Source organism: Neotamlana laminarinivorans (genome assembly GCF_020523925.1).
GTDB lineage: Bacteria > Bacteroidota > Bacteroidia > Flavobacteriales > Flavobacteriaceae > Neotamlana > Neotamlana laminarinivorans.
On record NZ_JAJAPW010000001.1, the window covers coordinates 650,828 to 676,234 of the forward strand.

At 31.5% G+C, this 25,407-nt stretch carries 21 protein-coding genes, 1 other RNA gene and 1 pseudogene; 11 read left to right on the forward strand and 12 right to left on the reverse strand.

Annotation, left to right across the window (positions count from 1 at the left end):
• The first annotated feature begins 68 nt into the window (after positions 1-68).
• The 5 genes from LG649_RS03005 to LG649_RS03025 all read left to right on the forward strand — a co-directional run bounded on the left by LG649_RS03005 (position 69) and on the right by LG649_RS03025 (position 9,184).
• The gene (locus LG649_RS03005; RefSeq protein WP_226540751.1) at positions 69-2,594 is read left to right on the forward strand and encodes a PIG-L family deacetylase; all 2,526 of its coding nucleotides are present in this window, start codon (positions 69-71) and stop codon (positions 2,592-2,594) included.
• Between the two features lie 121 nt (positions 2,595-2,715).
• Entirely contained in the window at positions 2,716-4,518 is a 1,803-nt protein-coding gene (locus LG649_RS03010; RefSeq protein WP_226540752.1) for a sodium:solute symporter family transporter, read from the forward strand.
• Positions 4,502-5,473: a Gfo/Idh/MocA family protein gene (locus LG649_RS03015; protein WP_226540754.1), complete on the forward strand. Its 972-nt coding sequence runs from the start codon at positions 4,502-4,504 to the stop codon at positions 5,471-5,473. The genes LG649_RS03010 and LG649_RS03015 overlap by 17 nt, the downstream gene beginning before the upstream one ends.
• Positions 5,474-5,499: 26 nt before the next feature.
• Positions 5,500-6,480, forward strand: coding sequence for a Gfo/Idh/MocA family protein (locus LG649_RS03020; RefSeq protein ID WP_226540757.1), 981 nt, complete (start codon positions 5,500-5,502; stop codon positions 6,478-6,480).
• A gap of 121 nt (positions 6,481-6,601) precedes the next feature.
• Complete coding sequence (locus LG649_RS03025) at positions 6,602-9,184, forward strand: zinc-dependent metalloprotease (protein WP_226540759.1); 2,583 nt, start codon at positions 6,602-6,604, stop codon at positions 9,182-9,184.
• 156 nt (positions 9,185-9,340) lie between these two features.
• Here LG649_RS03025 and LG649_RS03030 read toward each other — a convergent pair whose 3' ends face one another.
• The 7 genes from LG649_RS03030 to LG649_RS03060 are packed head-to-tail and all read right to left on the reverse strand — an operon-like array spanning position 9,341 to position 15,109.
• Positions 9,341-9,892: a 1-acyl-sn-glycerol-3-phosphate acyltransferase gene (locus LG649_RS03030; protein ID WP_226540761.1), complete on the reverse strand. Its 552-nt coding sequence runs from the start codon at positions 9,890-9,892 to the stop codon at positions 9,341-9,343.
• A gap of 1 nt (position 9,893) precedes the next feature.
• The gene (locus LG649_RS03035) at positions 9,894-10,976 is read right to left on the reverse strand and encodes an iron-containing alcohol dehydrogenase family protein (RefSeq protein ID WP_226540763.1); all 1,083 of its coding nucleotides are present in this window, start codon (positions 10,974-10,976) and stop codon (positions 9,894-9,896) included.
• A 44-nt stretch (positions 10,977-11,020) separates the two neighbouring features.
• Complete coding sequence (locus LG649_RS03040; protein WP_226540770.1) at positions 11,021-11,638, reverse strand: CatA-like O-acetyltransferase; 618 nt, start codon at positions 11,636-11,638, stop codon at positions 11,021-11,023.
• A 1-nt stretch (position 11,639) separates the two neighbouring features.
• Positions 11,640-12,344 carry an HAD family hydrolase gene (locus LG649_RS03045; protein ID WP_226540772.1) on the reverse strand — a complete coding sequence of 235 codons (705 nt, stop codon included), beginning with the start codon at positions 12,342-12,344 and terminating at the stop codon, positions 11,640-11,642.
• On the reverse strand, positions 12,335-13,063 hold the full coding sequence (gene kdsB, locus LG649_RS03050) for a 3-deoxy-manno-octulosonate cytidylyltransferase (RefSeq protein ID WP_226540774.1): 729 nt from the start codon (positions 13,061-13,063) through the stop codon (positions 12,335-12,337). Before kdsB ends, LG649_RS03045 begins: the two co-directional genes overlap by 10 nt.
• A 39-nt stretch (positions 13,064-13,102) precedes the next feature.
• Positions 13,103-13,678 (reverse strand): DUF4126 domain-containing protein, encoded by a 576-nt coding sequence (locus tag LG649_RS03055; RefSeq protein ID WP_226540776.1) that lies wholly within the window; start codon positions 13,676-13,678, stop codon positions 13,103-13,105.
• A gap of 3 nt (positions 13,679-13,681) precedes the next feature.
• The gene (locus LG649_RS03060; protein WP_226540778.1) at positions 13,682-15,109 is read right to left on the reverse strand and encodes an ATP-dependent DNA helicase; all 1,428 of its coding nucleotides are present in this window, start codon (positions 15,107-15,109) and stop codon (positions 13,682-13,684) included.
• 129 nt (positions 15,110-15,238) lie between these two features.
• Between LG649_RS03060 and LG649_RS03065 the strand changes: the two genes are divergently transcribed.
• Genes LG649_RS03065 through rsmD form a run of 3 tightly spaced genes read left to right on the forward strand, consistent with a single transcriptional unit; the run spans position 15,239 to position 17,332 of the window.
• Positions 15,239-15,976 (forward strand): hypothetical protein, encoded by a 738-nt coding sequence (locus LG649_RS03065; RefSeq protein ID WP_226540780.1) that lies wholly within the window; start codon positions 15,239-15,241, stop codon positions 15,974-15,976.
• The gene (locus LG649_RS03070; RefSeq protein WP_226540782.1) at positions 15,960-16,787 is read left to right on the forward strand and encodes a DUF3822 family protein; all 828 of its coding nucleotides are present in this window, start codon (positions 15,960-15,962) and stop codon (positions 16,785-16,787) included. Before LG649_RS03065 ends, LG649_RS03070 begins: the two co-directional genes overlap by 17 nt.
• Positions 16,787-17,332: a 16S rRNA (guanine(966)-N(2))-methyltransferase RsmD gene (rsmD, locus tag LG649_RS03075; RefSeq protein ID WP_226540784.1), complete on the forward strand. Its 546-nt coding sequence runs from the start codon at positions 16,787-16,789 to the stop codon at positions 17,330-17,332. The genes LG649_RS03070 and rsmD overlap by 1 nt, the downstream gene beginning before the upstream one ends.
• 39 nt (positions 17,333-17,371) lie before the next feature.
• Here rsmD and rnpB read toward each other — a convergent pair.
• An RNA gene (gene rnpB / locus LG649_RS03080) (RNase P RNA component class A) lies at positions 17,372-17,718 on the reverse strand.
• 256 nt (positions 17,719-17,974) lie between these two features.
• Between rnpB and dnaX the strand changes: the two are divergent.
• The 3 genes and pseudogenes from dnaX (at position 17,975) to miaE (ending at position 20,855) form a co-directional block, all read left to right on the forward strand.
• Positions 17,975-19,691 (forward strand): annotated as a pseudogene (dnaX, locus tag LG649_RS03085) (DNA polymerase III subunit gamma/tau).
• Positions 19,684-20,271, forward strand: coding sequence for a hypothetical protein (locus LG649_RS03090; protein WP_226540785.1), 588 nt, complete (start codon positions 19,684-19,686; stop codon positions 20,269-20,271). The pseudogene dnaX and the gene LG649_RS03090 overlap by 8 nt, the downstream one beginning before the upstream one ends.
• Positions 20,272-20,273: 2 nt before the next feature.
• Entirely contained in the window at positions 20,274-20,855 is a 582-nt protein-coding gene (miaE, locus tag LG649_RS03095) for a tRNA-(ms[2]io[6]A)-hydroxylase (RefSeq protein ID WP_226540787.1), read from the forward strand.
• Here the strand turns inward: miaE and LG649_RS03100 are convergent.
• The 4 genes from LG649_RS03100 to LG649_RS03115 form a co-directional block, all read right to left on the reverse strand.
• Complete coding sequence (locus tag LG649_RS03100; protein ID WP_226540789.1) at positions 20,852-21,433, reverse strand: porin family protein; 582 nt, start codon at positions 21,431-21,433, stop codon at positions 20,852-20,854. The two genes, miaE and LG649_RS03100, sit on opposite strands and share 4 nt — an antisense overlap.
• An 87-nt stretch (positions 21,434-21,520) precedes the next feature.
• Positions 21,521-22,426: a Ppx/GppA phosphatase family protein gene (locus tag LG649_RS03105; RefSeq protein WP_226540791.1), complete on the reverse strand. Its 906-nt coding sequence runs from the start codon at positions 22,424-22,426 to the stop codon at positions 21,521-21,523.
• A gap of 1 nt (position 22,427) precedes the next feature.
• Positions 22,428-24,491: a polyphosphate kinase 1 gene (gene ppk1 / locus LG649_RS03110; RefSeq protein ID WP_226540803.1), complete on the reverse strand. Its 2,064-nt coding sequence runs from the start codon at positions 24,489-24,491 to the stop codon at positions 22,428-22,430.
• A 97-nt stretch (positions 24,492-24,588) separates the two neighbouring features.
• Positions 24,589-25,074: a SixA phosphatase family protein gene (locus tag LG649_RS03115; protein ID WP_226540804.1), complete on the reverse strand. Its 486-nt coding sequence runs from the start codon at positions 25,072-25,074 to the stop codon at positions 24,589-24,591.
• Positions 25,075-25,407 lie beyond the last annotated feature (333 nt).

Sequence of the window (25,407 nt, forward strand, 5' to 3'; positions counted from 1 at the left end):
AAACTTTAAAACCAGCATTTCTGCTGGTTTCTTTTTTATATTTGGTAGCTATCAAACCAATACATGCTATGCGAAAGCTTATATTTTTAAGTATAACGTTACTGTTTTCAAGTGCTATAACTTCGGCTCAAAAACCCAAAACACCAACATCTACAACTATATACGAATCTATACAAAAGCTTAATTTTTTAGGCTCTGTATTGTATATTGCTGCACACCCAGACGATGAAAATACAGCTTTAATAGCCTATATGGCCAATCATGAAAAAGCCAGAACTGCTTATTTATCGTTAACGCGTGGCGATGGCGGACAAAACTTAATTGGGCCTGAAATACGCGAACTTTTAGGCGTTATGCGCACACAAGAACTTTTAGCTGCACGTCGTGTAGATGGTGGCGAACAAATGTTTACACGTGCAAACGATTTTGGGTATTCTAAACACCCTGATGAAACTCTTGAAATTTGGGATAAAAACCAGGTTTTAAGCGATGTTGTTTTAGCTATTAGAAAGTTTAAACCAGATGTTATAATAAATCGTTTTGATCATAGAACTCCAGGTACAACACATGGACATCACACAACCTCTGCAATGTTAAGTGTAGAGGCTTTCGATTTAGCTGGAGATGCTTCTACATATTCAAATTTAAATGAAGTGGCCTCACCTTGGCAGCCTAAGCGTTTATTTTATAACACAAGTTGGTGGCGTTACGGCAGCAGAGAAGCTTTTAATAAACTAGATAAAAGTAATATGCTAAGTTTAGATGTTGGTGTGTATTATCCGTTTAAAGGACTATCAAATAATGAAATTGCAGCAATCTCTAGAAGTCAACATTTATGTCAAGGTTTTGGGCGTTTGTCAAGTAGAGGTTCCAGTGAAGAATATATAGAGTTTTTAAAAGGAGAACCGTTAAATGGCTCTAAAAATGTATTTGAAGGCATTGATACATCATGGAATAGAATTAAAGGTGGAGAAGCTATTGGTAATATTTTATATGACATTGAAAACAACTTCAATTTCAATAACCCATCACAACATATTCCACAACTAGTTGAAGCTTATAAACTACTTCAAAACATTGAAGATAAACATTGGAAAAACCTTAAAACAAAAGCATTAAAAGATATTATACAAATGTGTTCTGGCTTGTATTTGGAAGCTTCAGCAGATACCAATTGGGCAACACCAAACGGTTTGGTTACAATGAATTTAGAAGTCTTAAACCGGAGCAATACACCAATAACTTTAGTTAGCATAAAAAAGGATAATTCAGAAAGCATTTCAAAAGACATTCAGCTAAAAAACAATATAGCATACACTTTTAAAGAGGTTTTAAAAATAAACGAGAATCAAGAACCAACAACCCCCTACTGGCTCACCAAAAATGGTACTTTAGGAATGTATAAAGTTGATGATAAACATTTAATTGGTTTACCCGAAACACCTCGCGTTTACAACGTAGATTTTAATCTGTTAATTAATAATACGCCAATTACTATTACTAAACCTGTTATTCAGCGTTATGCAAAACCAGATAAAGGCGAATTATATCGTCCGTTTGAAATTATTCCGGAAGCTTCAGTAAAAATTCAAGAAAAAGTAATCATATTCAACGATTCTAATCAAAAAGACATTTCGGTTACCGTAAAAGCAGGTCAAAATAAAATAGACGGATTTTTAGAAATTAAACATCCAGAAAACTGGAACGTTTATCCGCAAAAACAAAAAGTAAATATTGAAAGTAAAGGAGAACAGCAAACTTTAGTATTTACTGTAATTCCTCCAAAAAATCAAAACGAAGGTTATTTAAAACCAGAATTACACATTAATAACAAAACTTATAACAAAGAACTTATTGAAATAAGTTACGACCATATTCCTTACCAAACAGTTTTACTACCAAGCAAAACAAAAGTTGTTAGGTTAGATATAGAAAAACGTGGCGAAAACATTGCTTACATACAAGGCTCTGGCGATGTAGTTCCTGCAAGCTTACAACAAATTGGTTATAACGTACGTGTTTTAAAGCCTAATGAAATTACTGCCGAAACATTAAGTAATTTTGATGCCGTAATTATTGGAATTCGAGCTTACAATACTGTTGAAGAATTAAAATTTAAACAAGCAACCTTATTTAATTTTGTTAAAAACGGAGGTAATATGATTGTACAATACAATACCAGCCACCGCTTAAAAACAGAACAAATTGCACCTTATAATCTAGAAATTTCTAGAGATAGAGTTACAGATGAAAACGCTGAAGTTAAGTTTTTAGCTCCCCAACACGAGGTATTAAATTACCCAAATAAAATAACTGCCTCAGATTTTGAAGGTTGGACTCAAGAACGCGGTTTATATTTCCCTAGTAAGTGGGACAAAGCCTTTACTCCTATTTTATCCATGCACGATAAAAAAGAATCGGCAAAAAAAGGAAGTTTATTAGTAGCTAAATATGGCAAAGGCAATTACATTTATACAGGTTTAAGTTTTTTTAGAGAATTTCCCGAAGGAGTTTCTGGTGCATATCGCCTATTTGCAAACATGCTTTCACTTGGTAAAGATAATATTGAAAACACCGGAAAACTAAACGATTAAGTATGAATTCTAACGAAGAAAACGATACCAAACAGCCTTGGTTAAAACTATACTCTGTAGTTTTAATTGCTAATTTACTTTACATAATTGTGTTTTACTTAATCATGCAAGCTTTTTAACTATGCATACTTTAAATTGGATTGATTGGGTTGTTTTAATTGTTACATTATTAACAATTGTAGGTTACGGCACCTGGAAAACACGAGGTAGTAAAAGTGTACAAGATTATGTTAAAGGCGGTAATAGCACACAATGGTGGACTATTGGGTTATCAGTTATGGCTACACAAGCTAGTGCCATAACGTTTTTATCTACTACAGGTCAAGCATTTTCAGACGGTATGGGCTTTGTGCAATTTTACTTTGGTTTACCTATTGCCATGGTAATTATTTGTTTAGTTTTTATTCCGTTATATCATCGTTTAAAAGTTTACACAGCTTACGAGTTTTTAGAAAATCGATTCGATTTAAAAACCAGAACGCTAACAGCAACATTGTTTTTAATACAGCGTGGTTTAGCTGCAGGTATAACCATTTTTGCCCCTGCCATAATTTTATCTATTGTATTAGGCTGGAACATTGTTACCTTAAATATTATTATTGGTGTATTAGTAATTATTTACACGGTTTCCGGCGGTACTAAAGCTGTTACCGTTACACAAAAACAACAAATGTTTGTCATTTTTGCCGGAATGCTGGCTGCCTTATTTATAATTTTAAGCCTAATACCAAAAGATGTAACATTTACCGATGCGTTAAATATTGCTGGTGCTAGTAATCGTATGGAAATATTAGATTTTTCGTTCGATTTAGAAAACCGCTATACAGTTTGGACAGGACTAATTGGTGGTACTTTTTTAATGCTTTCTTATTTTGGTACAGATCAAAGCCAGGTGCAACGTTATCTTTCTGGAAAAAACAAAAAGGAAATGCAAATGGGCCTAATATTTAACGGATTACTAAAAGTGCCTATGCAGTTTTTTATTCTTTTAGTAGGTGTTATGGTGTTTGTTTTCTATCAATTTAATCCAGCTCCATTAAATTTTATTGATGCTTCTACACAAAAAGTTTTAGCTTCAGAATATGCTGAAGAGTACAAATCGCTTCAACAAAAACAAAATGAGTTGTTCCAACAGAAAAAAACTTTAAGTATTCAACTGGCAAAAAATAATACCACTGAAACTAAATATAAACTGCAAAAGTTAGATAGTATTGAAAAAATTCATCGATTACATTCAAAATTTCTAATAAAAAAAGCAATCGATACTAGTTACGCCAACACGTACCTAAAACTAAATAACGAGCTAAAAAATATAACAACTAACACCCAAGCTTACAAAAACAAACAAGAAGAGCTCGCTACTTTTTATAAAGACGCAGCTAAAGACACCCAAACCAACGACAGAGACTATATGTTTATAACCTTTATATTAAGCTATTTACCTAAAGGTTTAATTGGGTTACTTTTAGCAGTTATTTTAAGTGCAGCTATGTCTTCTACAGCCTCAGAGGTTAATGCTTTGGCAACTATTACGGCTATCGATTTATATGGTAGAAATTATAAAGGCGAGAAAGATGAAAACCATATGGTAAAAATGACCAAATTTTTCACATTAGGTTGGGGTATTGTGGCTATAATAATTGCTTGTTTTGCAAATCTTGCCGAAAATTTAATTCAACTTGTAAACATTATTGGTTCTATTTTTTATGGTAATGTTTTAGGCATATTTTTGTTAGCATTCTTTTTTAAATTTATAAAAGCCAATGCTGTTTTTACAGCAGCTATAATTACACAAATTATTGTAATTATTGGTTGGTGGTTTAACTGGATGCCATATTTATGGCTTAACCTTTTTGGCTGTGTGTTAGTCATGATTTTAGCTATTATAATTCAAGTTTTAAATAAAAATGAGCAACAAAATTAAATGGGGAATAATTGGCTTAGGAAATATTGCTAATAAATTCGCTAAAGATTTATTAACTATTAACGATGCCGAACTATATGCCGTAGCATCAAGAAGTCAAAATAAAGCTGAAGCATTTGCTACAGAATACGGTGCAAAAAAAGCCTATGCAAATTATCAAGATTTAGCAAACGACACCAATATTGATGCTGTTTATATTGCTACTCCTCATGTTTTTCATAAAGAAAATTCAATAATGTGTTTAAAAAAAGGCATTGCTGTTTTATGTGAAAAGCCTTTTGCTATGAATGCAAACGAAGTTGAAGACATGATAACTTCTGCAAAAGCAAATAACACCTTGTTAATGGAAGCTTTATGGACTTATTTTTTACCACATTATCAATTTGTTTTAAATGAAATTAAAAATAAAACTTATGGAGCGCTTTTAAAGCTTGAAGCCGATTTTGGATTTACACGCCCATTTGATGAAAATAAAAGGTTATTTGGAAAACACCTTGGCGGTGGAAGCCTTTTAGATATTGGCATATACCCTATTTTTGCTGCTTTATCTACTTTAGGAAAACCAAAACAAATTGATGCAAAAGCTACTTTTTTTGATAATGGTGTAGATTCATCATGTTCTATGGTTTTTAAATATAATAACAATGTGGAAGCTCACTTAAAAAGTTCTTTAATAGAAAAACTGCCTACCGAAGCTATTTTTACTTTTACAGATGCTACAATTAAAATAAACACCATGTTTCATCAACCATCAACAGTAACTATTATAAAAAATGGTATTGAAGAAACAAAAGACTTTGGTTATAAAACTATTGGCTATAACTTCGAAGCTATTCATTTTAATACACTTTTAAAACAAGACAAAAAAGAAAGTAACATAATGTCTTTTGACTTTAGCAGAAACTTAATTAAATTGCTAGATACTGTTAGAAATAAAATAGATTTAATGTATTAAAAGTTGTATAAATAACCATAATTTTTATGGCAAAAAAAATAATTAATTGGGGTATAATTGGTTGTGGCAATGTAACCGAAGTAAAAAGCGGTCCAGCCTATTCTAAAGTTGAAGGTTTTAACTTAAAAGCCGTAATGCGACGTGATAAAGCAAAACTTGAAGACTACGCAACCAGACACAACATTAAAAAAACATACACCAATGCCTTCGATTTAATTAACGACCCTGATATACATGCAGTTTACATTGCAACGCCTCCAGATACACATAAATTATATGCGCTAAAAGTTGCAGAAGCAGGAAAACCGTGTTGTATAGAAAAACCAATAACACCAACCTATCAAGAAGCTTTAGCTATATTAGAAGCTTTTAATACTAAAAACTTACCGCTTTTTGTAGCTTACTACAGACGGTCTTTACCCAGATTTTTAAAAATAAAAGAATGGCTAGACCAAAAATTAATTGGTAAGGTTAGGCATATAACTTCACATTTAAGTAAACCTGCCAGCGAAACCGATTTATCTGAAAAATACAATTGGCGAACCGATAAAAAAATTGCTCCTGGCGGATATTTTGATGACCTAGCAAGTCATGGAATAGATTTATTCACCTATTTATTGGGTGATATAAAAAACGCTTCTGGTTTTAGTGTAAATCAACAAAATTTATATTCAGCCAAAGATGCTGTTACCGCCTCTTGGCTGCACAAAAACAATATAACTGGTTCCGGTACATGGAATTTTGGTTCTAATAAGCATACCGATCAGGTTGTAATTTTTGGTAGCGAAGGCACTATTGAATTTTCAGTTTTTCATGATAACCCTATTCTTTTAAAATCAAAAAACCGTAACGAATCGTTGTTTATAGAACAACCAAAGCATATTCAAATACATCATGTTGAATTAATGAGAGACGACCTTATTAACAACACAAATATCCATCCATCAACAGGAAAAACAGCTTTACACACAAGTTGGGTTATGGACAAAATTCTTAATAACATTTAAAACTCTATTCTAATTTAAGTTTTTTATTCATTATTAATAATAAATTAATAGCATTTCATTATTTTTACTATATAATTTTTAATCAATTTAAAGATTTAATTAAAAAAATGTATTTTAAATAATGAAAAAAACTACTTTTAAACTAGTTTCAACTGTATTTCTTAGTTGTGCACTTTTAATATCTACAAACACAGAGGCGCAAAAAAAGAATAAAAAGAAAAAAGGTAAAACTGAAACCGTAGCCCCCAAAAAAGACAAGCAAAAATCAATTAAAGACCTTGTTAAATCTAGCAAAAAAATAGACGGGTTGTTTCCCATCTATCAAGATACTATAACTGGAGCTTTACAAATGTTAGTTTCTGAAAAGCAGATAGGTAAAGAATATATTTATTTCAGTCAAATCGCTGATGGAGTTTTAGATGGAGCAAGAGCTAACAGAGGATCTTACAGAGGGTCGAAAGTTTTTAAAGTCGAAAAATATTTCAATAAAATTGAGTTTGTAACTCAAAACACCTCATTTTATTTCGATCCAGAAAGCCCTTTAGCCAAATCTAAAGATGCAAATACTAGCCAAGGTAATATGGCTAGCTTAAAAATTGAAGCTTACGATAAAAAAGACAGTTTATACTTAATTAAAGCAGATGATTTGTTTTTAAAAGAAACATTCGCACAAATAAAACCTTCAAATCGTCCAGGAACTCCACCTACTTCATTTAAACTAGGAAATTTAGATAAAGGTAAATCTAAAATAAGAAGCATAAAAAATTATCCTGAAAACACTAATTTAGAAGTTGAATATGTATACTCATCTCCTTCAGTATTAAATAGCGGATCGAATGCCGTTTCAGATGGACGAAATGTAAGTATTAAAGTATTTCATAGTTTAATTGAAATGCCTGAAAACGATTATGAAATTTTATTAGACGACCCTCGAATTGGGTATTTTACTACACAAGTTGAAGATCAAACATCAACATCATCAACACCTTACCGCGATTTAGTTCATCGTTGGCAACTTGTAAAAAAGAATCCGGAATTGGCTATTTCTGAACCAGTTGAACCAATAACTTGGTGGATTGAAAACTCTACACCTTTAGAATGGAGAGAAACTATTAAACAAGGCGTTTTACAATGGAATACTGCATTTGAAAAAGCAGGATTTAAAAATGCTATGGTAGTTAAAATTCAACCGGATGATGCCGATTGGGATGCTGGCGATATTCGCTATAATGTTTTACGTTGGACTTCATCTCCTCGTCCTCCTTTTGGTGGTTACGGTCCAAGTTTTGTAAACCCAAAAACAGGTCAAATTTTAGGAGCCGATATTATGTTAGAATTTGTTCACTTTACAAACCGTGTGTTTTACGATAAACTATACAATTTAGCAGCAGAAAATGAATCTTTTGAGCATGAACATGCCAATGAAAACGATTATAAGTATTGCTCATTAGGGCACTTAATGCACCAAGATGTTATGTTTGCAAATGCAGTAGCTTCTGCAACGGGAGCTTCCGATTTAGAGATGGAGCGCATTAAAAAAGAATCGATGACAGCCTTAATTATGCACGAAGTTGGGCATACCTTAGGACTTAACCACAACATGAAAGCGAGTTATTTATACACTCCTGAACAATTATCTACGCCAGAATTTATTGAAGGTAAATGTTTAACTGGTTCCGTTATGGATTATGCTACACTTAACATAACTAGAGACAGAAGTAAGCAAGGGCAATACGACGATACGGCTGTAGGTCCTTACGATGTTTGGGCCATTCAATTTGGTTACACACCATTTCAAAATGAAACTGAAAAACAAACCTTATTAAATCAATCTACCAAACCAGAACTTATTTTTGGAAACGATGCTGATGATATGCGATCACCAGGAAAAGCAATTGACCCTAGGGTAATGACTAACGATCAATCAAACGATCCTATTACCTATTCCATTGATAGAATTGAGCTATCTAACGACTTAATGAAAACGACAAAACAGCGTTTTATAAAAGATGGTGAATCTTATCAAGAATTAAGACGTGTTTATTATTTATTAAGCGGCCAAAAGGCTGGAGCTGCCAATGTTATTTCAAGACAAATTGGTGGTGTTTATGTAGAACGTGCTATGGCAGGACAAGAAAATGCAAAACAACCTTATACGCCTGTTAGTTTAGAAGACCAAAAAAGAGCTATGGCTGCTTTAAGCAAATATGTTTTTGCGCCTAATGCTTTTGAGGCACCTAATGATTTATATAATTACCTAGCACTTCAACGCCGTGGTTATAACTTTTTTAGAGGTCCTGAAGATCCAAAAATACACGAACAAGTATTAAGCTACCAAAAAAATGTTTTAAACCATTTATTACATTATAATACCTTACAACGTATTACAGACTCAGAACTTTATGGAAATCAATACGTTTTATCTAAATTTATGACAGATTTAAATAATGCTATTTTTAAAGCTGATATATACGGAAGTGTTAATTCTTTTAGGCAAAACTTACAATTAGAATATACCAATATGCTAATTAATATTTTAACTGGTAAGCAAAACGGAAGCTATACAAATAATGCAAAATCAATGGCTTTGTATAACTTAAAAACCATTAGAAACATGGCATCTGCCAACGGAAATATTTCTACCAAAGCTCATAAACAACACTTAAGAACTTTAATTGATAATGCCATTAAAGAGATAAAGTAGTTTTGCTATATTTATTTAAAACACAAAAGCTACTTTTAAAAGTAGCTTTTGTGTTTTATTCATGTTTTTTTCTTAGTGACAGATGCTTGTTTACTTTATGTTTCACGAACGTATTAAGTAAATAGAAAAAGTAATGCCAAATTATTTATTATTAAGTTAATAAGAATATTTATCTACTTTACCTTTTACATCTTTAAAAAAGTTTTCCATAAAAATAAAATCGGCTTCCTTATTTTCTGTTGGATAAAAAGGTTCTGATATCTTGTTTTGTTTATTTTTAAAATCGAAAGTAACCATAATTATGGGTACGTTAGCCATTTTTGCTATGTAATAAAAACCCGAACGCCACTTCTCTACTTTTTTTCTTGTGCCTTCGGGAGCTAAAGTAATTCTAAATTCTTCTCTATTTTTAAAGAGTTTAGCCATAGCTTCAACTTTATTTTCATTATTAGCTCTATTAACAGGAGTGCCTCCCATTGCTCTAAAAAAAAGTCCAAAAGGAAAAATAAAAAGTTCCTTTTTTCCAACAAAATTTATTTTTATTCCTATTATGTTTCTAAGTAAGACACCAATATAAAAATCGTGCCAACTTGTATGCGGTACAGCAATAATAACAGCTTTTTTAACTTTGTTTTTAGACATATTAGTATTGCCAGCTATTTGCCAACCTAATAGCTTAAAATATATAAATTTTGCCAGTTTTTGCATGCTACATTTTTTCGTAAAGTGAACGCAGCTTTTCTGGAGTAGCTATTGTTTTCCAGTTTTTACCAAGTGCATTTTCCCATAGAGGCTCTAAACCAAGAGCAACTTTTATCATGGTATTAAATTCGTCTTCAGATAAATTGGCACAAATGCCTTCAGGTAATTCAATTTCATGTTTTTCTTTCATTTTTTTAAATAAAGCAACACCTTCTGGGTAAAACTCTTCTAAATGATTAAAAACTATACAATTGCCTATACCATGCTTTACACCTAATAAAAATGCAAGCCCGTAACTTAATGCATGTGCAACACCTACTTGAGAATAAGCTATACTCATACCACCGTGCCACGAAGCCATCATAAGCTTTTCTTGTGCATCAGTTTTTGATAATGTATCATCTAAAAATATTTGCTTACATAACTCAAAAGCCTTTTCGCCGTAACTTTTACTAAATTCATTTAAATAAGTGCCCGTTAATGACTCTACGCAATGGATGTAACAATCCATTCCTGTGTAAAACCACTGGTTTTTAGGCACATCTTTTGTTAATTCTGAATCTAATATAACTTGATCGAAAGGTGTATAATCTGAATTTATACCTAACTTTTTTTCGGGACCTGTTAAAACAGTTGTTCGAGAAACTTCGGCTCCTGTACCAGAAATAGTAGGAATACCTATATGATAAATAGCTGGGTTTTTAACCAAATCCCAGCCTTGATAATCTTTAGCTTCACCACTATTTGTAAGCATTACAGCAACAGCTTTAGCCATATCTAAAGTTGTGCCACCACCAATTCCTATAACACCTGAAGGCCGCTCTTTGGATTGAACAATTATATCTTCAACCAAAGCATCAACTTGTTCTGTTTTAGGTTCTACTTTTGTGGGGATAAAAATAATTTTATCGTCGTAGGCTAATTGAATTCTTGACGTTAACCAAGGGTTACCTTTAAAAGCATCGTCTATTAAAAAAACAAAAGGGGCATTTATGTTTTTGCGTTTTGGGGCTAAAACATCATTAATTTGATTAAAACTACCTCTGCCAAACATAACTCTTGGCACCATTGGAAAGTTCTTATAAGTCATTAATTTTTTTATTTTCTAATGATAAAAATACCATTATTTATTTTTTATTGATTTAAATATTGTTGAAATTTCTCAGAAAAATCTCCTACATGATAACCATCAACTAAAGCATGGTTTGCATGTATGGATACATTCATAATCAATTCTCCATTAATTTTTTCGGCCTTACTAAAAGCAAATTTTGGGACTGAATCTGGTTTACCTGATACAGGTTGCCTTTCTCCTGTAAAACTAACCCAAGGAATTGCAGATGAATGTATACAATCTAACGAATTTACTGGTGGATATAAACTATCCGATGTATTTATACGTTGTTTTTCGGCTTCAAAATTTTTAATAAAACCTTTTAAATTTTCATCAAATTTAATAAAAGAAAATCCATAAGTTTTATTTTCACGCATAATTGTTGTTGAGCCATGTATAACATCAAATTTAACAACTTGCCCATTAACTATTCTATATTTTAAGTTATCAATTACGTTAACAGCTTTTAAACAATCGTGATAATACTTTACAAAAAAACTAATGTTATTGGCTTTAGCAAAACTATAGGCTTTTGTAACATTAAAAGGTATTGTTAACCCAAAATACGGATCGTTAAAGCTTGAGAAGTGTTCAAAAACTTGTTTTCGTTCCCAGGTATTTACATTAATAATCTTCAAACTAGTTTAATATATTTAATAAATCGGTTAACGAATTTATAGTTTGATATTGTTTACCATTAGTTTCATTTTCTGTGACTTGTTCGTGTGCCCAAGTTGTATGAAATGGAACATGTATGGCTTTTGCCTTTAAATTTACCAGTGGTAAAATGTCTGATTTTAAAGAATTTCCAATCATTAAAAACTCTGAAGGCTTAATATCCAAATGATTTAAAAGTTTAGAATAATTTCCCTCTTTTTTTTCACTTAAAACCTCAATGTGATGAAAATACTTTGTTAAGCCTGATTTTTCAAGCTTGCGCTCTTGATCTAACAAATCGCCTTTTGTAGCCAAAATTAGTTTGTATTTTTTCGATAAGGTTTTTAAAACTTCCTCTACGCCATCTAGCAATTCTACAGGTTCATTTAACATGGTTTTACCTATGTTTAAAACTGCTTCAATGGTTTTTGGTTTTACATTATAATTTGAAAGTTCCAAAGCGGCTTCAACCATAGATAAAGTAAATGCTTTAACACCGTAACCATAAAGTTCTAGATTTTCAATTTCTTTTTTAAAAAGCTCTTGTTCTAATTTGTTTGGTGTTTCATATTCCGATAGTAACTGTCCAAATTTGGTTTCGGCATCTCGAAAATACGTTTCGTTTACCCAAAGCGTATCGTCGGCATCAAAACCTATTACTTTTATATTTTTATAGTCTATTTCCATTGTTTATTAGCTCTTACTAAATCTTCGGGTGTATCAATTTCTATACCTTCAACGTCGGTTTCTACCATTTTTATACGTTTGCCGTACTCTAAATAACGAAGTTGCTCTAGTTTTTCTGAAGCTTCTAATGTTTTCATTGGCAAGTTGTAAAAATCTAACAAAGCCTGTTTTCTAAAGGCATAAACACCTTTATGTTTAAAATATTTTACATCTACACTTTTATCACGAGGATACGGAATTGGGCTTCTTGAAAAGTATAATGCAAAATCACTTTGGTCGAGAACAACCTTTACCGTGTTTGGGTTATTTATCTCATCTTCATTTGTAATATGCACCATTAATGAAGCTAAATCGACTTCATTTTTAGAATCATTTTTAAAAACATTAATAAGTTTTTTAAGCGATTCTTCGTCTGTAAAAGGTTCGTCGCCTTGCACATTAACCACTACATCAACATCTAAATGCTCTACCGCTTCAGCAATTCTGTCGCTGCCACATTCGTGTTCTTTTATGCTCATTATAGCTTTTCCACCATTATTCACAACCTCATTGTAAATAATATCGCTATCGGTTACCACAAAAACATCATCGAATAAGTTTGTTTTAACAGTCGCTTCATAAGTTCTACGAATTACTGTTTTTCCGCCTAAGTCTTGCATTAATTTCCCTGGAAAGCGCGATGCACTGTACCTTGCAGGAATCATTGAAATAATTTTCATTTGAAATTAAAAAAATTGAACATCAAAAATACTTAATTTTTAAGTGGTTTTAGCAACTGACTTCTTAAACTTTTTATAGATTTTATAAATAAGGAATAAAATTACCACTACGAGCAGGATAGCTAAAAAAGGGATAAAAATAGAAACTACAGACATAATTGCCGATGTACTAGTTTCAATTAATGCTACTACAGGATTTGCTATTCCTGCTGTTGTAGCTGTTGATGCTAGCCGTGTTGTAGATGAAGAGCCTGCCACTAGCGAAGCAGTACCTCCACCAGCAATTATAGCTAATGCCCAAGTGACTACCGGACTTAAATCTGCAACTGTTGATAGCATTACGGCTGTTCCTGCTATGGCTGCTAAAGGAATGGCTATACTATCTAGCAAATTATCTACATAAGGAATAAAATAGGCAAAAACTTCTACTAAAGTTGCAACGCCAAGTGTTACTAGTGCCGGTGTACTAGCTATCCATTGCCAAGATTCGTTTAATACCCAAACATCGAAATAGGCTGCTAAACTTAGTGCAAATAATGGTAAAAACACACGAAACCCAACCGATGCCGATAAACCTACGCCTAAACAAACACTAATTATGGTTTCTGCTGTCATAATTCAATCCTCTTCAAAAAATTCGTTTTTAAAACCTATAAGGTACAATTTTTCTTTAGCACGCGTTACCGCTGTGTACAACCAACGCATATAGTCTTTATCTGGGCCATTTGGTAAATATGGTTGCTCTATAAAAACGGTATTCCACTGCCCACCTTGCGATTTATGACAAGTTATAGCATATGAGAACTTAATTTGCAAGGCATTAAAATATTTATTAGCCTTAACTTTTAAAAATTTTTTGTATTTGGCCGTTTCTTCTTCGTAATCTTTCATTACTTCTTGATATAAACGGTTGGAATCGTCGTAAGATAAAGAGGGAGTTTCGGCATCAATAGTATCTAAAAGCAAAACAGTTTCAAAAGGTTTCATTTTGGGGTAATCTACCATGCGAATTTTAACTTCGGCAAAGCGAAAACTATAAAGTTCCTTTAGTGCATAAATTTCTAATACTTCAATAATATCTCCATTTGCAATAAATCCAGCCTCGGTAGTTGGTTTAATCCAGAAATAATTATTTTTTACTACCATTAAATAATCGCCGGCAGTTAATTCATTTTCGTTAAATAAAATTCGATTTCTAATCTGTTGATTGTACAAATTAGCGCGTTTATTACTTCGAACAATTATAGCGGTATCTTCTTTACCATGGTTGCTATACGAATCGTTAATAGCATCCATAATTTCGTAACCATCAACAAGTCGAATAATATCTTTAAATGGCTTCACATCAAATTTAAAATCTTCAAAAAAATCGTTAGCTAAATGGTCGCGTAATACCGTAGCATTTACTAAAATTCCAGAATCTTGTTCTTGACGTACTACTTCATCTAATTCCATTTTAGTAACGTCTTTATTATAATTTAAGCCTAAAGTATTTTCATTTAAAGCCGGACTTACATCTAATTTTACCGGTGGTAACTGCGCAGTATCTCCAATTAATAAAAGTTTGCATTGATGCCCTGAATATACGTATTGCATTAAATCGTCTAGTAACGACCCGTTTTCGAATAGTTTGGAGTCTCCTGGTGTATCAGGTATCATGGAGGCTTCATCAACAATGAATATGGTGTTTTTATGTTTATTAGGTTGCAACACAAACTTAACCCCACCCCCACGTTCTTTTCTAGGAAAATATATTTTTTTATGAATGGTAAATGCTTCCTTACCGGAATAATTAGCAATAACTTTTGCGGCTCTTCCTGTAGGTGCCATTAATACAGCACTTTTTTTTGCTTTCCATAAATTGGTAACAATTGTACCTATAATTGTTGTTTTTCCTGTACCTGCATACCCCTTTAACAGGTACAAATCATCTTTATTTTTGTTAAAAATGAATTCTGAAAGTTGCTGTAAAACAATATCTTGTTTTAATGTGGTTTGAAACGGAAAATGTTGTTTTATAAGCTTATAGAATTCTGGAGCGGTCATTAATCAATATATAGGATTATAAAATATTCAAAGATATAAATGATTTTTACTACTATAAGCTTTTACGATTAAAAAAAAATTGTAGATTTGCTAAACACCAATTAATAATTTACAAATTAAAAACATATTATGTTAACATTCATTTTTATTGCAGTTGCAGTGATTTTAGGTACAATTGGCTTGGTTTGGTTAATTGACAAATTTATCCCATCAAAATTTAAACCATTTTTAAACATACTGCTTTGGATTTTAATAGCCTTTTTAGGTTATAAAACGTATATGTCTGTTTACGAACCAATTAAATTTAACAAAGTAAAAAATAAGCGTTACGCACAAGTTATTGAAAGTTTAATAGATATTAGAGACTCTCAATTAGCACATAAAACAGTTACTGGAAAATTTGCTGATAATTTTGACGGTTTAATTAAATTTATTGATACTGCCCAATTTACTATTACTGAACGTCGTGACACTTCTGTAGTAGACGAAGTACTAACGAAGCAATTTGGAGTAGATATGAAAAAATCAATTGTATTAATTGATACTTTAGGATACGTACCTGTAAAAGATTCTTTATTTAAAAACTCTAACCGCTATAAAACTATGATGAATGTACCTGTTGGTGAAGAAGGCGCTAAGTTTAAAATGGACGCTGGATTTATTATGCAAAACAAAATAAACATTCCTGTTTTTGAAGCATCGGTTGCAAAAAATGTTATTTTATTTGATCAAGATAAAGATTTATTAGTACAAGAAAACCAAGTAGTTTCGGTTGATGGTGTGAATGGAGATGCTCTAAAAGTTGGATCTATGAACGAAGTTAAAACTGGAGGAAACTGGCCAAAAACATATGGCGCTGCAGAATAAAAAAATAATAAAATTATCTAATTCAGAATTGTCCATTCAAATAAGTTTGAGTGGACTTTCTTTTTGTATTTTAAATAGAGAGACAAACACCATTACTTTTTTAAAAGATATTTGTTTTCCTAAAAAAAGAAATCATTTTGAGCTTTTAGATACACTTAAAAACGAATTCGATACAGAGGCCGTTTTAAATAATTCGTTTTCTGAGGTAAATGTAATACACGACAACGAATTAGCAACACTTGTCCCAAAACCTTTATTTAGCGAAGATCTGCTTGCCGATTATTTAAAATTTAACACTAAAATTTTAAAATCAGATTTTATAACCTTTGATAATATTAAAATTAACGATAGTGTTACCGTTTATGTTCCATACATTAACATAAATAATTTTATTTACGATAAATTTGGCAGGTTTACTTACAAACATATTTCAACAGTTTTAATTAATGCCATTTTAAAAACCGACATAAATTTTAATGTACCAAAAGCTTATGTTCATGTTAGTAAAGAGCATTTTGAGATTGTAATTGTACAAAACAAAAAACTGCTACTCTATAATTCGTTTTTTTACAATACAAAAGAAGATTTTATTTATTACATTTTGTTTTGTATCGAGCAACTTCAATTAAATCCAGAAACCATTAACTTGATTTTCTTAGGAAATATAGATGCTTACGACGATATTTATGTTATAACCTATAAATACATACGACTTGTATTTTTTGGAGACCGCGAAGACGAATATAAATACGCCCTAGATGCACAACCCAAAAACAACCATAGTAATTACAGTATAATATCCAGTTTTTAATGCGAATTATTTCAGGACAATACAAAAGCCGCAAAATTATTGCACCAAAAAATCTCCCAGTTCGTCCAACCACAGATATGGCGAAAGAATCTCTGTTTAATATAATAAACAACAATTACTATTTCGATGATATATCTGTACTCGATTTATTTGCCGGGACTGGTAATATAAGTTACGAATTCGCGTCACGAGGTACCGAAAACATTACCTGTGTAGATCAAGATTTTGGATGCATAAAGTTTATAAATCAAACAGCAGAAAAATTTGAAATGCCAATAAACACAATTAAAAGCGATGTGTTTAAATATCTAGAAAAAGCAACTGGCAACTACGATATAATTTTTGCAGATCCGCCATATAACTTTCCAGACGACCAATTCTTAAAAATACCAGAACTCGTATTCGCTAATAATTTATTAAGTGAAAATGGTATGCTAATAGTAGAGCATTCAAAACACACAAGTCTAGAACAAGCAACACATTTTAGCTATCAAAAAAGTTACGGTGGCAATGTTTTTAGCTTCTTCGAAATAGAATCAGAATAAAATGGAAAACCCTTCTTGCAATAACAAGAAGGGTTTATTTTTTTAAGTAAATCTATAAGCCGAATTCTGTATGTTCTAAACTTGTTTCAGAATCTCATCCACAAGAAAAACACCCCTATCATTTATCTGCGAGCACTGTTACCAGTACACTTTAGCTGCCTACCCTCCAACAATCGAGCGTGCCGCCCTCAAACGTTGGTTTACATGACATTGCACCACATAGAGTTTACCCGGTTTCACTACAGCATTACCTGTACATACTTTCTGTTGCACTTTTCCTAGCCTCACGACTGATGGCCATTAACCACTATGTTGCACTACGGTGTTCGGACTTTCCTCTAAATACCCAATCAAGTTGGGCATTTAGCGATAAGGCAATCTACTCGCCGCAAAAATACAACACAAAACAACCAAAAAACAACTAAAACCAAAATAATAATTTGGGCATTACCCACAAGGGGTCGGGCTATACGTTGCAAGTCCGCGCTCGTACCTCGCTGTGGGCTTTCCACTGCTATCCCTAATGCAGCTTGCACGATAAAAAATATTGTTAATAACTCCTATTAAAATCTATTTTTAATATTCTAAATTCTAAACATGAATTTTTAACTTTGTTATCCACAAAAAAGCAAAAATAAACCTTTGGAACACTTTATAGTATCTGCACGTAAATACCGCCCACAAACGTTTAAAGACGTTGTAGGCCAGCAGGCTATAACCAATACTTTGCTTAATGCCATCGAAAATAATCATTTAGCCCAAGCCCTATTATTTACAGGGCCACGTGGAGTTGGTAAAACCACTTGTGCACGTATTTTGGCAAAAATGATAAATAGCGACGGACAAGAAAACGAAGAAGAAGACTTTGCCTTTAATATTTTCGAGCTCGATGCCGCATCAAATAACTCCGTTGATGATATTCGTAACCTAACCGATCAAGTTCGTATACCACCGCAAGTAGGTAAATACAAAGTGTATATTATTGACGAGGTACACATGTTATCTCAAGCCGCTTTTAATGCCTTTTTAAAAACTTTAGAAGAGCCACCAAAACACTGTATTTTTATACTAGCAACTACCGAAAAACATAAAATAATACCAACTATTTTATCGCGTTGTCAAATCTTCGATTTTAAACGAATTACAGTAACCGATGCCAAAGAATACCTTAAATATATTGCCGAAGAGCAAGGTGTAACCGCCGAAGACGATGCACTGCATATTATTGCTCAAAAAGCAGATGGCGCCATGCGCGATGCCTTATCAATATTCGATCGTGTGGTTAGTTTTTCTGGTAAAAACCTAACCAGACAAGCCGTAACCGAGAACTTAAATGTTTTAGACTACGAAACCTATTTCGAAAGTACCAACCTAATTCTGGAAAACAAAATACCAGATTTACTGCTGCATTTTAATAAAACCCTATCAAAAGGTTTCGATGGGCACCATTATATTGCTGGTTTAGCATCTCATTTTAGAGATTTATTAGTTTGTAAAGCTCCAGAAACAATTCCGTTGCTAGAAGTTGGCGACGAAACAAAAACCAAATATTTAGAGCAATCTAAAAAAGCCTCGCAAACCTTTTTATTAAAAGGTATCGATTTAGCAAACGACTGCGATCTCAAATACAAATCCAGTAAAAATCAGCGATTACTCGTTGAACTCTGTTTAATGCAATTAGCCTCTATCACTTTCGATGGAGAAAAAAAAAAATAGCAGACATTACATAATCCCTGCTTCTTACTTTAAAAAACTAGGTGTAAAACCTGTACCTGTAGACGTAAAAAAGGCTGAAGAATCTTCAGCAAAAGCACAACCAACTCAAACTACTAGTAAAACAAAACAACCTGAACCACAAGAAAACAAAACGCCAAAAATAATTTTAAATGCACAAACCAAACGTGCATCAGCTTTATCGCTAAGTAGTATTCGAGCAAAAAAAGTTCACCTAGAAAAACAAAAAGAAGTTGTTGTAAATGAGGATGATTTACCAAAAGAACCTTTTACAGAAAAAGAACTCATTATTGCCTGGAATGAATACGTCGAAATTATTAAGAAAAAAGGTAAGCATAATTTAGCCTCTATTTTATCTATAGACACACCTAAGGTTACAAATAGCACAACTATAAATCTTGTTTTTCCTAACGAAACCAATAAAATTGAAGTTGAACGTTCTCAACATAATTTATTGCAATACATTAGAAAAAAATTAAGCAATTACGATATTTCCCTTAATATAAAAATTAACGAAGTATTAGAAAAAAAATACGCATACACAGGTCAAGAAAAATTCGAGAAGCTTAAAGAGAAAAATCCAAACATAGCCCTTTTAAGAAAAACCTTCGATTTAGATGTTTAAAAATTTAAAATACCGTGCTCCTGTTCTTTTACTAATTCTGTTATCAATAATATTATTTAATTGTGATGGCAGAGAAAGAGCTTACAAAACCAATGCTGATATTTTAAAAGAAAACAAGTTATTTAAAAGCTTTAGTGAAACAATAAATTACATACCCAAACAACCTGTTATAATTATAACCGACACTATTTTAAACAATGGCTTCAATATAAAAATTAACTACCATTCCATTGAAGATGCTCCACTAATTATAGACAAATTAAGCAAAAATGACACGCTGCAAAAAACTGTGTATAAAAACTTTGAAGCGCAAATTACAGTCTCAAAAATTAATAGTTTACCGCATCAATTTTTAGTAAACAAATCTAGTTTTAGTAATTTTGAAAATAATGATTTTTTTAACAAAGCTATAATGCAGTATGTTTGGATAGATTTTGAAGCATCAACCAAAAACACAATTTGCTTAAACACAGCATTTCATATTCCTGAAACAGAAAATTATAGAGACTTTGTAATTTCAATTAATAAGTTTGGAATTATACAAATTAAAGAAAAACAACTAACGCAAAATATTATATAATTATGTTAGGCTTAAAATTACCAACAGACCCTCGTTGGGTAAATATTGTAGAAAAAAATATTGAAGAAATACTTACAGATCATGCTTTTTGCGAACAAAAGGCGACAAGTACAGCTATTTCTTTAATTGTTAGTTTTCCAGAATATACAGAGCTAGTTCAAGAAATGACAGCTTTAGTTAAAGAAGAAATTAGCCATTTTAAAATGGTACATGATATTATTATAAAACGTGGATGGGTATTAGGTAGAGATCGTCGCGACGACTATGTAATAGAGCTACTTAAGTTTTTCCCTAAAGGAGGCAGCAGAACAACACAGTTAGTACATCGTTTACTTTATGCTGCTTTAATAGAAGCTAGAAGTTGTGAACGCTTTCGCTTATTATCGGAAGAGTTAGATGATAAAGAATTAGCTACTTTTTATAAAAACCTAATGGTAAGCGAAGCTAACCACTACACTATGTTTTTAGGTTTTGCTAGACAATATGGAGACCGAAAGGAAGTTGATAAAAAATGGCAAGATCTTTTAGACTACGAAGCCCAAATAATGAAAAACTTAAGTAAAAAGGAAACTATACACGGTTAAAACTTGTAACCAATACCTATTTGTATATTGGTGTTTCTTGCTTCTGTACTTAATTTATCATCAAAAATATTGCTAATTCCGTAAGTATAACGAACATCGGCAAACAATGCATAATTAATTTTATAAGTTACACCACCAACACCAGAATACGCAAAGTTTTTTATACCATCTTCATATTTATGAACTTTTAAACTTACTTGCGGGCCTAAACCAATACTAACTTTTTCGGTAATGCTAACATTCATTAAAATTGGCATTTGTATATAATCTAAATGCAAAGTTTCTTCGTTTGCTCCTTCTGCCGAAAATTGTAATTCTGGAGAAATAGCTAATTTATTAGATAAAGCAATTTCCGCGAAAGCGCCAAAATAAATGCTATTTCTATGCTTATTTGGTACTTCAGGATGTTCCTTAAAATCTAAATTCGAAATATTTAATCCACCACGAACACCATATTTAACACCTTTAAACATTGGTACTTTCTTCTTAGGAGTTTTTATTGCAGTAGAATCTACATTTTGAGAGTAGCTAAAAAAAGTAATTGAAAGTAGTAAAGCAGAAAGTAATATTTTATTCATAATCAATAGCATTGGGAATAAATTCAAAAATCTAATATAGATGAATATGAGAAAATAAAACAATTATAAAAGGTGAAATGCAAAATTTTACTGTGTATTGCTTGAAACAGTATCGTAATAGATGCTTTTTATTATTCCGTCTGATAGTCCAATTTTAGGAACATAAATATTTTTGGCACCACTCCATTTCATTGCTGTTAAATAAATGCGCATTGCTGGAATAATTACATCTGCTCTATCTTGATTTAAATTAAGCTCTGTTATACGCTCTTCGTAGGAGTAACGCTGTAAAGTATTGTAATATGATGTCATGTAGAAAAAAGACAAAGGTTTACCAATGGCTTTTCCTGAAATTTTAAAAATTTTGTTTATGTTTCCACCAGAACCAATTACATCTATTTTTTCGTAACCAATAGTGTTCTGGCTAATCCAAATTTGCAATTCTTGCCAGGTTTCGTTTTGTACCATATCGTTTAGAAGCCTTACCGTGCCAATTTTAAACGACCTTGAAGCCTTTTGTTCACCTTGATCTATAATTGTAAACTCGGTACTACCTCCCCCAACATCTACGTATAAATAGGTTTTGGTTTGGTCTATAAATTTATTTAAATCTGTTGCAGCAATAATTGCAGCTTCTTCTTCACCATTAATAATATCAATACTTATTCCAGAATGTTCATAAATTAAATCGACTATTTTTTTACCATTTTCTGATTCTCGCATTGCAGAAGTTGCGCAAGCTTTATACTTTACTACCTTATGTGTTTTCATTAACATTTTAAACGCCAGCATAGTATCTAGCATGCGTTGTGTGTTTTCTTTTGATATTTTATTTTTTATAAACACATCTGCACCTAAGCGAATGGGCACACGAACTAATGAATTTTTTTTAAATTGAACTGGCTTCCCTTTTTGTTCAATAATGTTAGATATAAGTAATCTTACAGCATTCGAACCAATATCGATAGCTGCATATTTTTTTATAGATAGCATGCTATTCGTTTAATTTTTTTAAATAGTAATCGTAAAGTGCAAACTGTGAACGCACTTTTTCTTTATTGTTTTCTCGATAAGTATTGTCTTGCGTTTGATTTATTAATCTTGCTTTAACATTATCGTTCCAGCTTATATTAAAAGTTTCTATAATTTCTCGTTTAATGTCTTCATCGTAAATAGGACAGCTTACTTCTACTCTATTTTCAATATTTCTTGTCATCCAATCTGCAGATGAAATATATAATTTAGTATCACCGTTGTTGCCAAAAATGTATACCCTGGAGTGTTCTAAAAACTTATCTATAACACTTATTACCTCAATATTTTCACTCATTCCTTTAACTCCTGGGATTAAACAACATAAACCACGTACTATTAACTGAATTTTTACACCTGCATTACTTGCTTCATATAATTTATCTACCATTGTGTAGCTAGATAAGCTATTCATTTTTAAACGAATAATACCTTCATTCCCATTTTTAACATGTTCAATTTCTGCATCAATTAACTTAAAAAGCGATTTTCTGGTAAAATGTGGAGAAACAATTAGGTGTTTGTAACTTTGTATTCTGTAATTAGTTACAAAAAATTCAAATATTTTAATTACGTCTTTTAAAATTTTTTGACTTGAAGTAAATAAAGTATAATCTGTATAAATTTTAGCGGTAGATTCGTTGAAGTTTCCTGTACTTATAAAACCATATCTTTTTATTTTATTATTTTCTTCACGTTCAACCACACATATTTTGCTGTGTACTTTTAATCCTGCAACACCAAAAATTAGGTTTACACCTTCACTTTTCATTTGTTCTGCGTATGCAATATTTGCTTGCTCATCAAATCTTGCACGAAGCTCAATTACTACTGTTACAGATTTTCCATTGATTGCTGCATTTATTAATGCACTAGCCACATGAGAAATTTCTGCTAAACGATAAATAGTAATTTTGATGGTTTTTACTCGTGGGTCTAAAGCTGCTTCGCGTAAAAATTTAACAACATAAGAAAATGTTTGATAAGGCGCATGCAACAAATAGTCTTTTTTGTTTATGGCGGCAAATAAACTTTCTTGAAGACTTAACCCTTTAATTGGTAAAGCTTCAATTTTATCGTACATTAAATCTGTTCTGCCTAAACTTGGGAACCCCATGTAATCTCTACGGTTATGGTAACGCCCTCCTGGAATTATACTATCGGTTTTATCAATACCCATTTTAGACATTAAATTCTGTAAAGTATCCTCGTCAATGGTTTTATCGTATACAAAACGAACGGGCTCACCTATTTCACGATGTTTTACACTTTCTGAAATTTTATCTATAAAACTTTTACTTAAATCGCTATCAAAATCTAATTCACCATCACGAGTAATTTTTATCATATGTGCCGAAACACTTTTATAATCGAATATGCTAAAAATATCTGACAAACAATATCTTAGTAAGTCGTCTATCATTATAATAAAATCTTTACCCTCTTGCTTTGGTAATTGTATAAACCTTTCTATGTTTTTAGGTATTTCTAATAATGCATACTGTTTATCACCAGTTTTCATTATCATTTTAACTGCTAAGTAAGCCGCACTGTCTTTTAAGTTTGGCAGATTAACATTATCATTTAAAATAATTGTTACTAAACCGGGGCTAACTTTTCTGAGAAAATATTTTTTTACAAAATCATGCTGATTTTGAGTTATTTGATGCTCTTTTATTATAAAGATATTTTCATCTTCAAGCTGCTCTTGAATTATTCTTAAAATATTAGAACTTTCGGCTTGTTGTTTAATTACTATTTGAGTAATAATTTCTAGAAGTTCTTTTGCTCGAATTCCTCCAAGTTCGTTTTTACCACCTTTTCCTGCTTCTACAATACGCTTTACGGTGGCATAGCGCACTTTAAAAAATTCATCTAAATTATTTGAAAAAATACCAACAAAACGAAGTCTTTCTATTAATGGTACAGTTATATCTGAGGCTTCTTGTAATACTCTTGCATTAAATTGTAACCAACTTATTTCTCTGTTTATATAATTATTGGTTACAGCGTCTGTTTTACTCATCTATTAGTATTGAATTTTTTATTTAGTAGAAACAAATATATTCTTTTTAAGGCAAAAGCTAAGTTAAAATAATGCTACTATTTTATTAAAGAGAAAATTATTTTAAATCTTTCGGAAAAATAGTTTTTATAGTTTTCCCTTGTTTTAATTCTCTCCATGTATCTATCTTAAATTCTAAAATGCTAACTCCACAAGTTGGAATATTATCAAAATACAAACTACCATAAGTATTAACAAAATTTGTAATGGCATGATTGTGCCCAAAAATTATTAAATGGTTAACTGAATTAGAACAATTTTCAATGATTTTGACTAAGTTTTCTCCTGTAAAATCGTATAAGTCAGAATTTAATGAGCAATTATTTTTATCTATTTTTAAGTTTTCAATAAAAATATTAGCCGTAGTTTTTGCTCTTATAGCATTACTTGAAATTAGGTAATCAAACTTTAAGTTTAAATTAATCAAGTATTTAGAAACTAATTCTGCATCTCTAAAACCTTTGGAGTTTAAGGGCCGTTTGCGATCTGTAACTTCATGTTCCCAAGAAGATTTAGCATGCCTTACAATTGTTATTTTTTTCATATTTATCGATAAAATGAGTTGCTATATCGATAAATGTTTTCTAATCGATAAAATTCGTGTTATTTGTTTATAAAATTATAAAAATTTAATCTTTAAATAAAATAAATATTGAATCGCTATAAAGCTTTTTATCACGACAATCTACCTATAACGAGCTGTTAAACGATTTTATAAGTTATTTAACATTTTTTTTTTACTTAAATACATGATATGTTTTGTTTTGTTTATACCTACAAAGATAAATCGTATGACCCTGAATCAAAATTTTCGAATTCAATTTAAAAGCTGTTCTACGGTTTTGCTCCCTTTATTTTCTCCCTCTGAAAAATATAA

What these genes read in the sequence shown, in the direction of transcription:
- ppk1 (WP_226540803.1), bottom strand. Translation starts at nt 24,491, where the DNA reads ATGAGTAAAACAGACGCTGTAACCAATAATTATATAAACAGAGAAATA.
- rsmD (WP_226540784.1), top strand. Translation starts at nt 16,787, where the DNA reads ATGCGAATTATTTCAGGACAATACAAAAGCCGCAAAATTATTGCACCA.
- LG649_RS03030 (WP_226540761.1), bottom strand. Translation starts at nt 9,892, where the DNA reads ATGCAAAAACTGGCAAAATTTATATATTTTAAGCTATTAGGTTGGCAA.
- LG649_RS03055 (WP_226540776.1), bottom strand. Translation starts at nt 13,678, where the DNA reads ATGACAGCAGAAACCATAATTAGTGTTTGTTTAGGCGTAGGTTTATCG.
- LG649_RS03025 (WP_226540759.1), top strand. Translation starts at nt 6,602, where the DNA reads ATGAAAAAAACTACTTTTAAACTAGTTTCAACTGTATTTCTTAGTTGT.
- LG649_RS03065 (WP_226540780.1), top strand. Translation starts at nt 15,239, where the DNA reads ATGTTAACATTCATTTTTATTGCAGTTGCAGTGATTTTAGGTACAATT.
- LG649_RS03105 (WP_226540791.1), bottom strand. Translation starts at nt 22,426, where the DNA reads ATGCTATCTATAAAAAAATATGCAGCTATCGATATTGGTTCGAATGCT.
- LG649_RS03060 (WP_226540778.1), bottom strand. Translation starts at nt 15,109, where the DNA reads ATGACCGCTCCAGAATTCTATAAGCTTATAAAACAACATTTTCCGTTT.
- LG649_RS03010 (WP_226540752.1), top strand. Translation starts at nt 2,716, where the DNA reads ATGCATACTTTAAATTGGATTGATTGGGTTGTTTTAATTGTTACATTA.
- LG649_RS03070 (WP_226540782.1), top strand. Translation starts at nt 15,960, where the DNA reads ATGGCGCTGCAGAATAAAAAAATAATAAAATTATCTAATTCAGAATTG.
- LG649_RS03100 (WP_226540789.1), bottom strand. Translation starts at nt 21,433, where the DNA reads ATGAATAAAATATTACTTTCTGCTTTACTACTTTCAATTACTTTTTTT.
- LG649_RS03015 (WP_226540754.1), top strand. Translation starts at nt 4,502, where the DNA reads ATGAGCAACAAAATTAAATGGGGAATAATTGGCTTAGGAAATATTGCT.
- LG649_RS03020 (WP_226540757.1), top strand. Translation starts at nt 5,500, where the DNA reads ATGGCAAAAAAAATAATTAATTGGGGTATAATTGGTTGTGGCAATGTA.
- LG649_RS03005 (WP_226540751.1), top strand. Translation starts at nt 69, where the DNA reads ATGCGAAAGCTTATATTTTTAAGTATAACGTTACTGTTTTCAAGTGCT.
- kdsB (WP_226540774.1), bottom strand. Translation starts at nt 13,063, where the DNA reads ATGAAAATTATTTCAATGATTCCTGCAAGGTACAGTGCATCGCGCTTT.
- LG649_RS03035 (WP_226540763.1), bottom strand. Translation starts at nt 10,976, where the DNA reads ATGACTTATAAGAACTTTCCAATGGTGCCAAGAGTTATGTTTGGCAGA.
- LG649_RS03115 (WP_226540804.1), bottom strand. Translation starts at nt 25,074, where the DNA reads ATGAAAAAAATAACAATTGTAAGGCATGCTAAATCTTCTTGGGAACAT.
- LG649_RS03045 (WP_226540772.1), bottom strand. Translation starts at nt 12,344, where the DNA reads ATGGAAATAGACTATAAAAATATAAAAGTAATAGGTTTTGATGCCGAC.
- miaE (WP_226540787.1), top strand. Translation starts at nt 20,274, where the DNA reads ATGTTAGGCTTAAAATTACCAACAGACCCTCGTTGGGTAAATATTGTA.
- LG649_RS03090 (WP_226540785.1), top strand. Translation starts at nt 19,684, where the DNA reads ATGTTTAAAAATTTAAAATACCGTGCTCCTGTTCTTTTACTAATTCTG.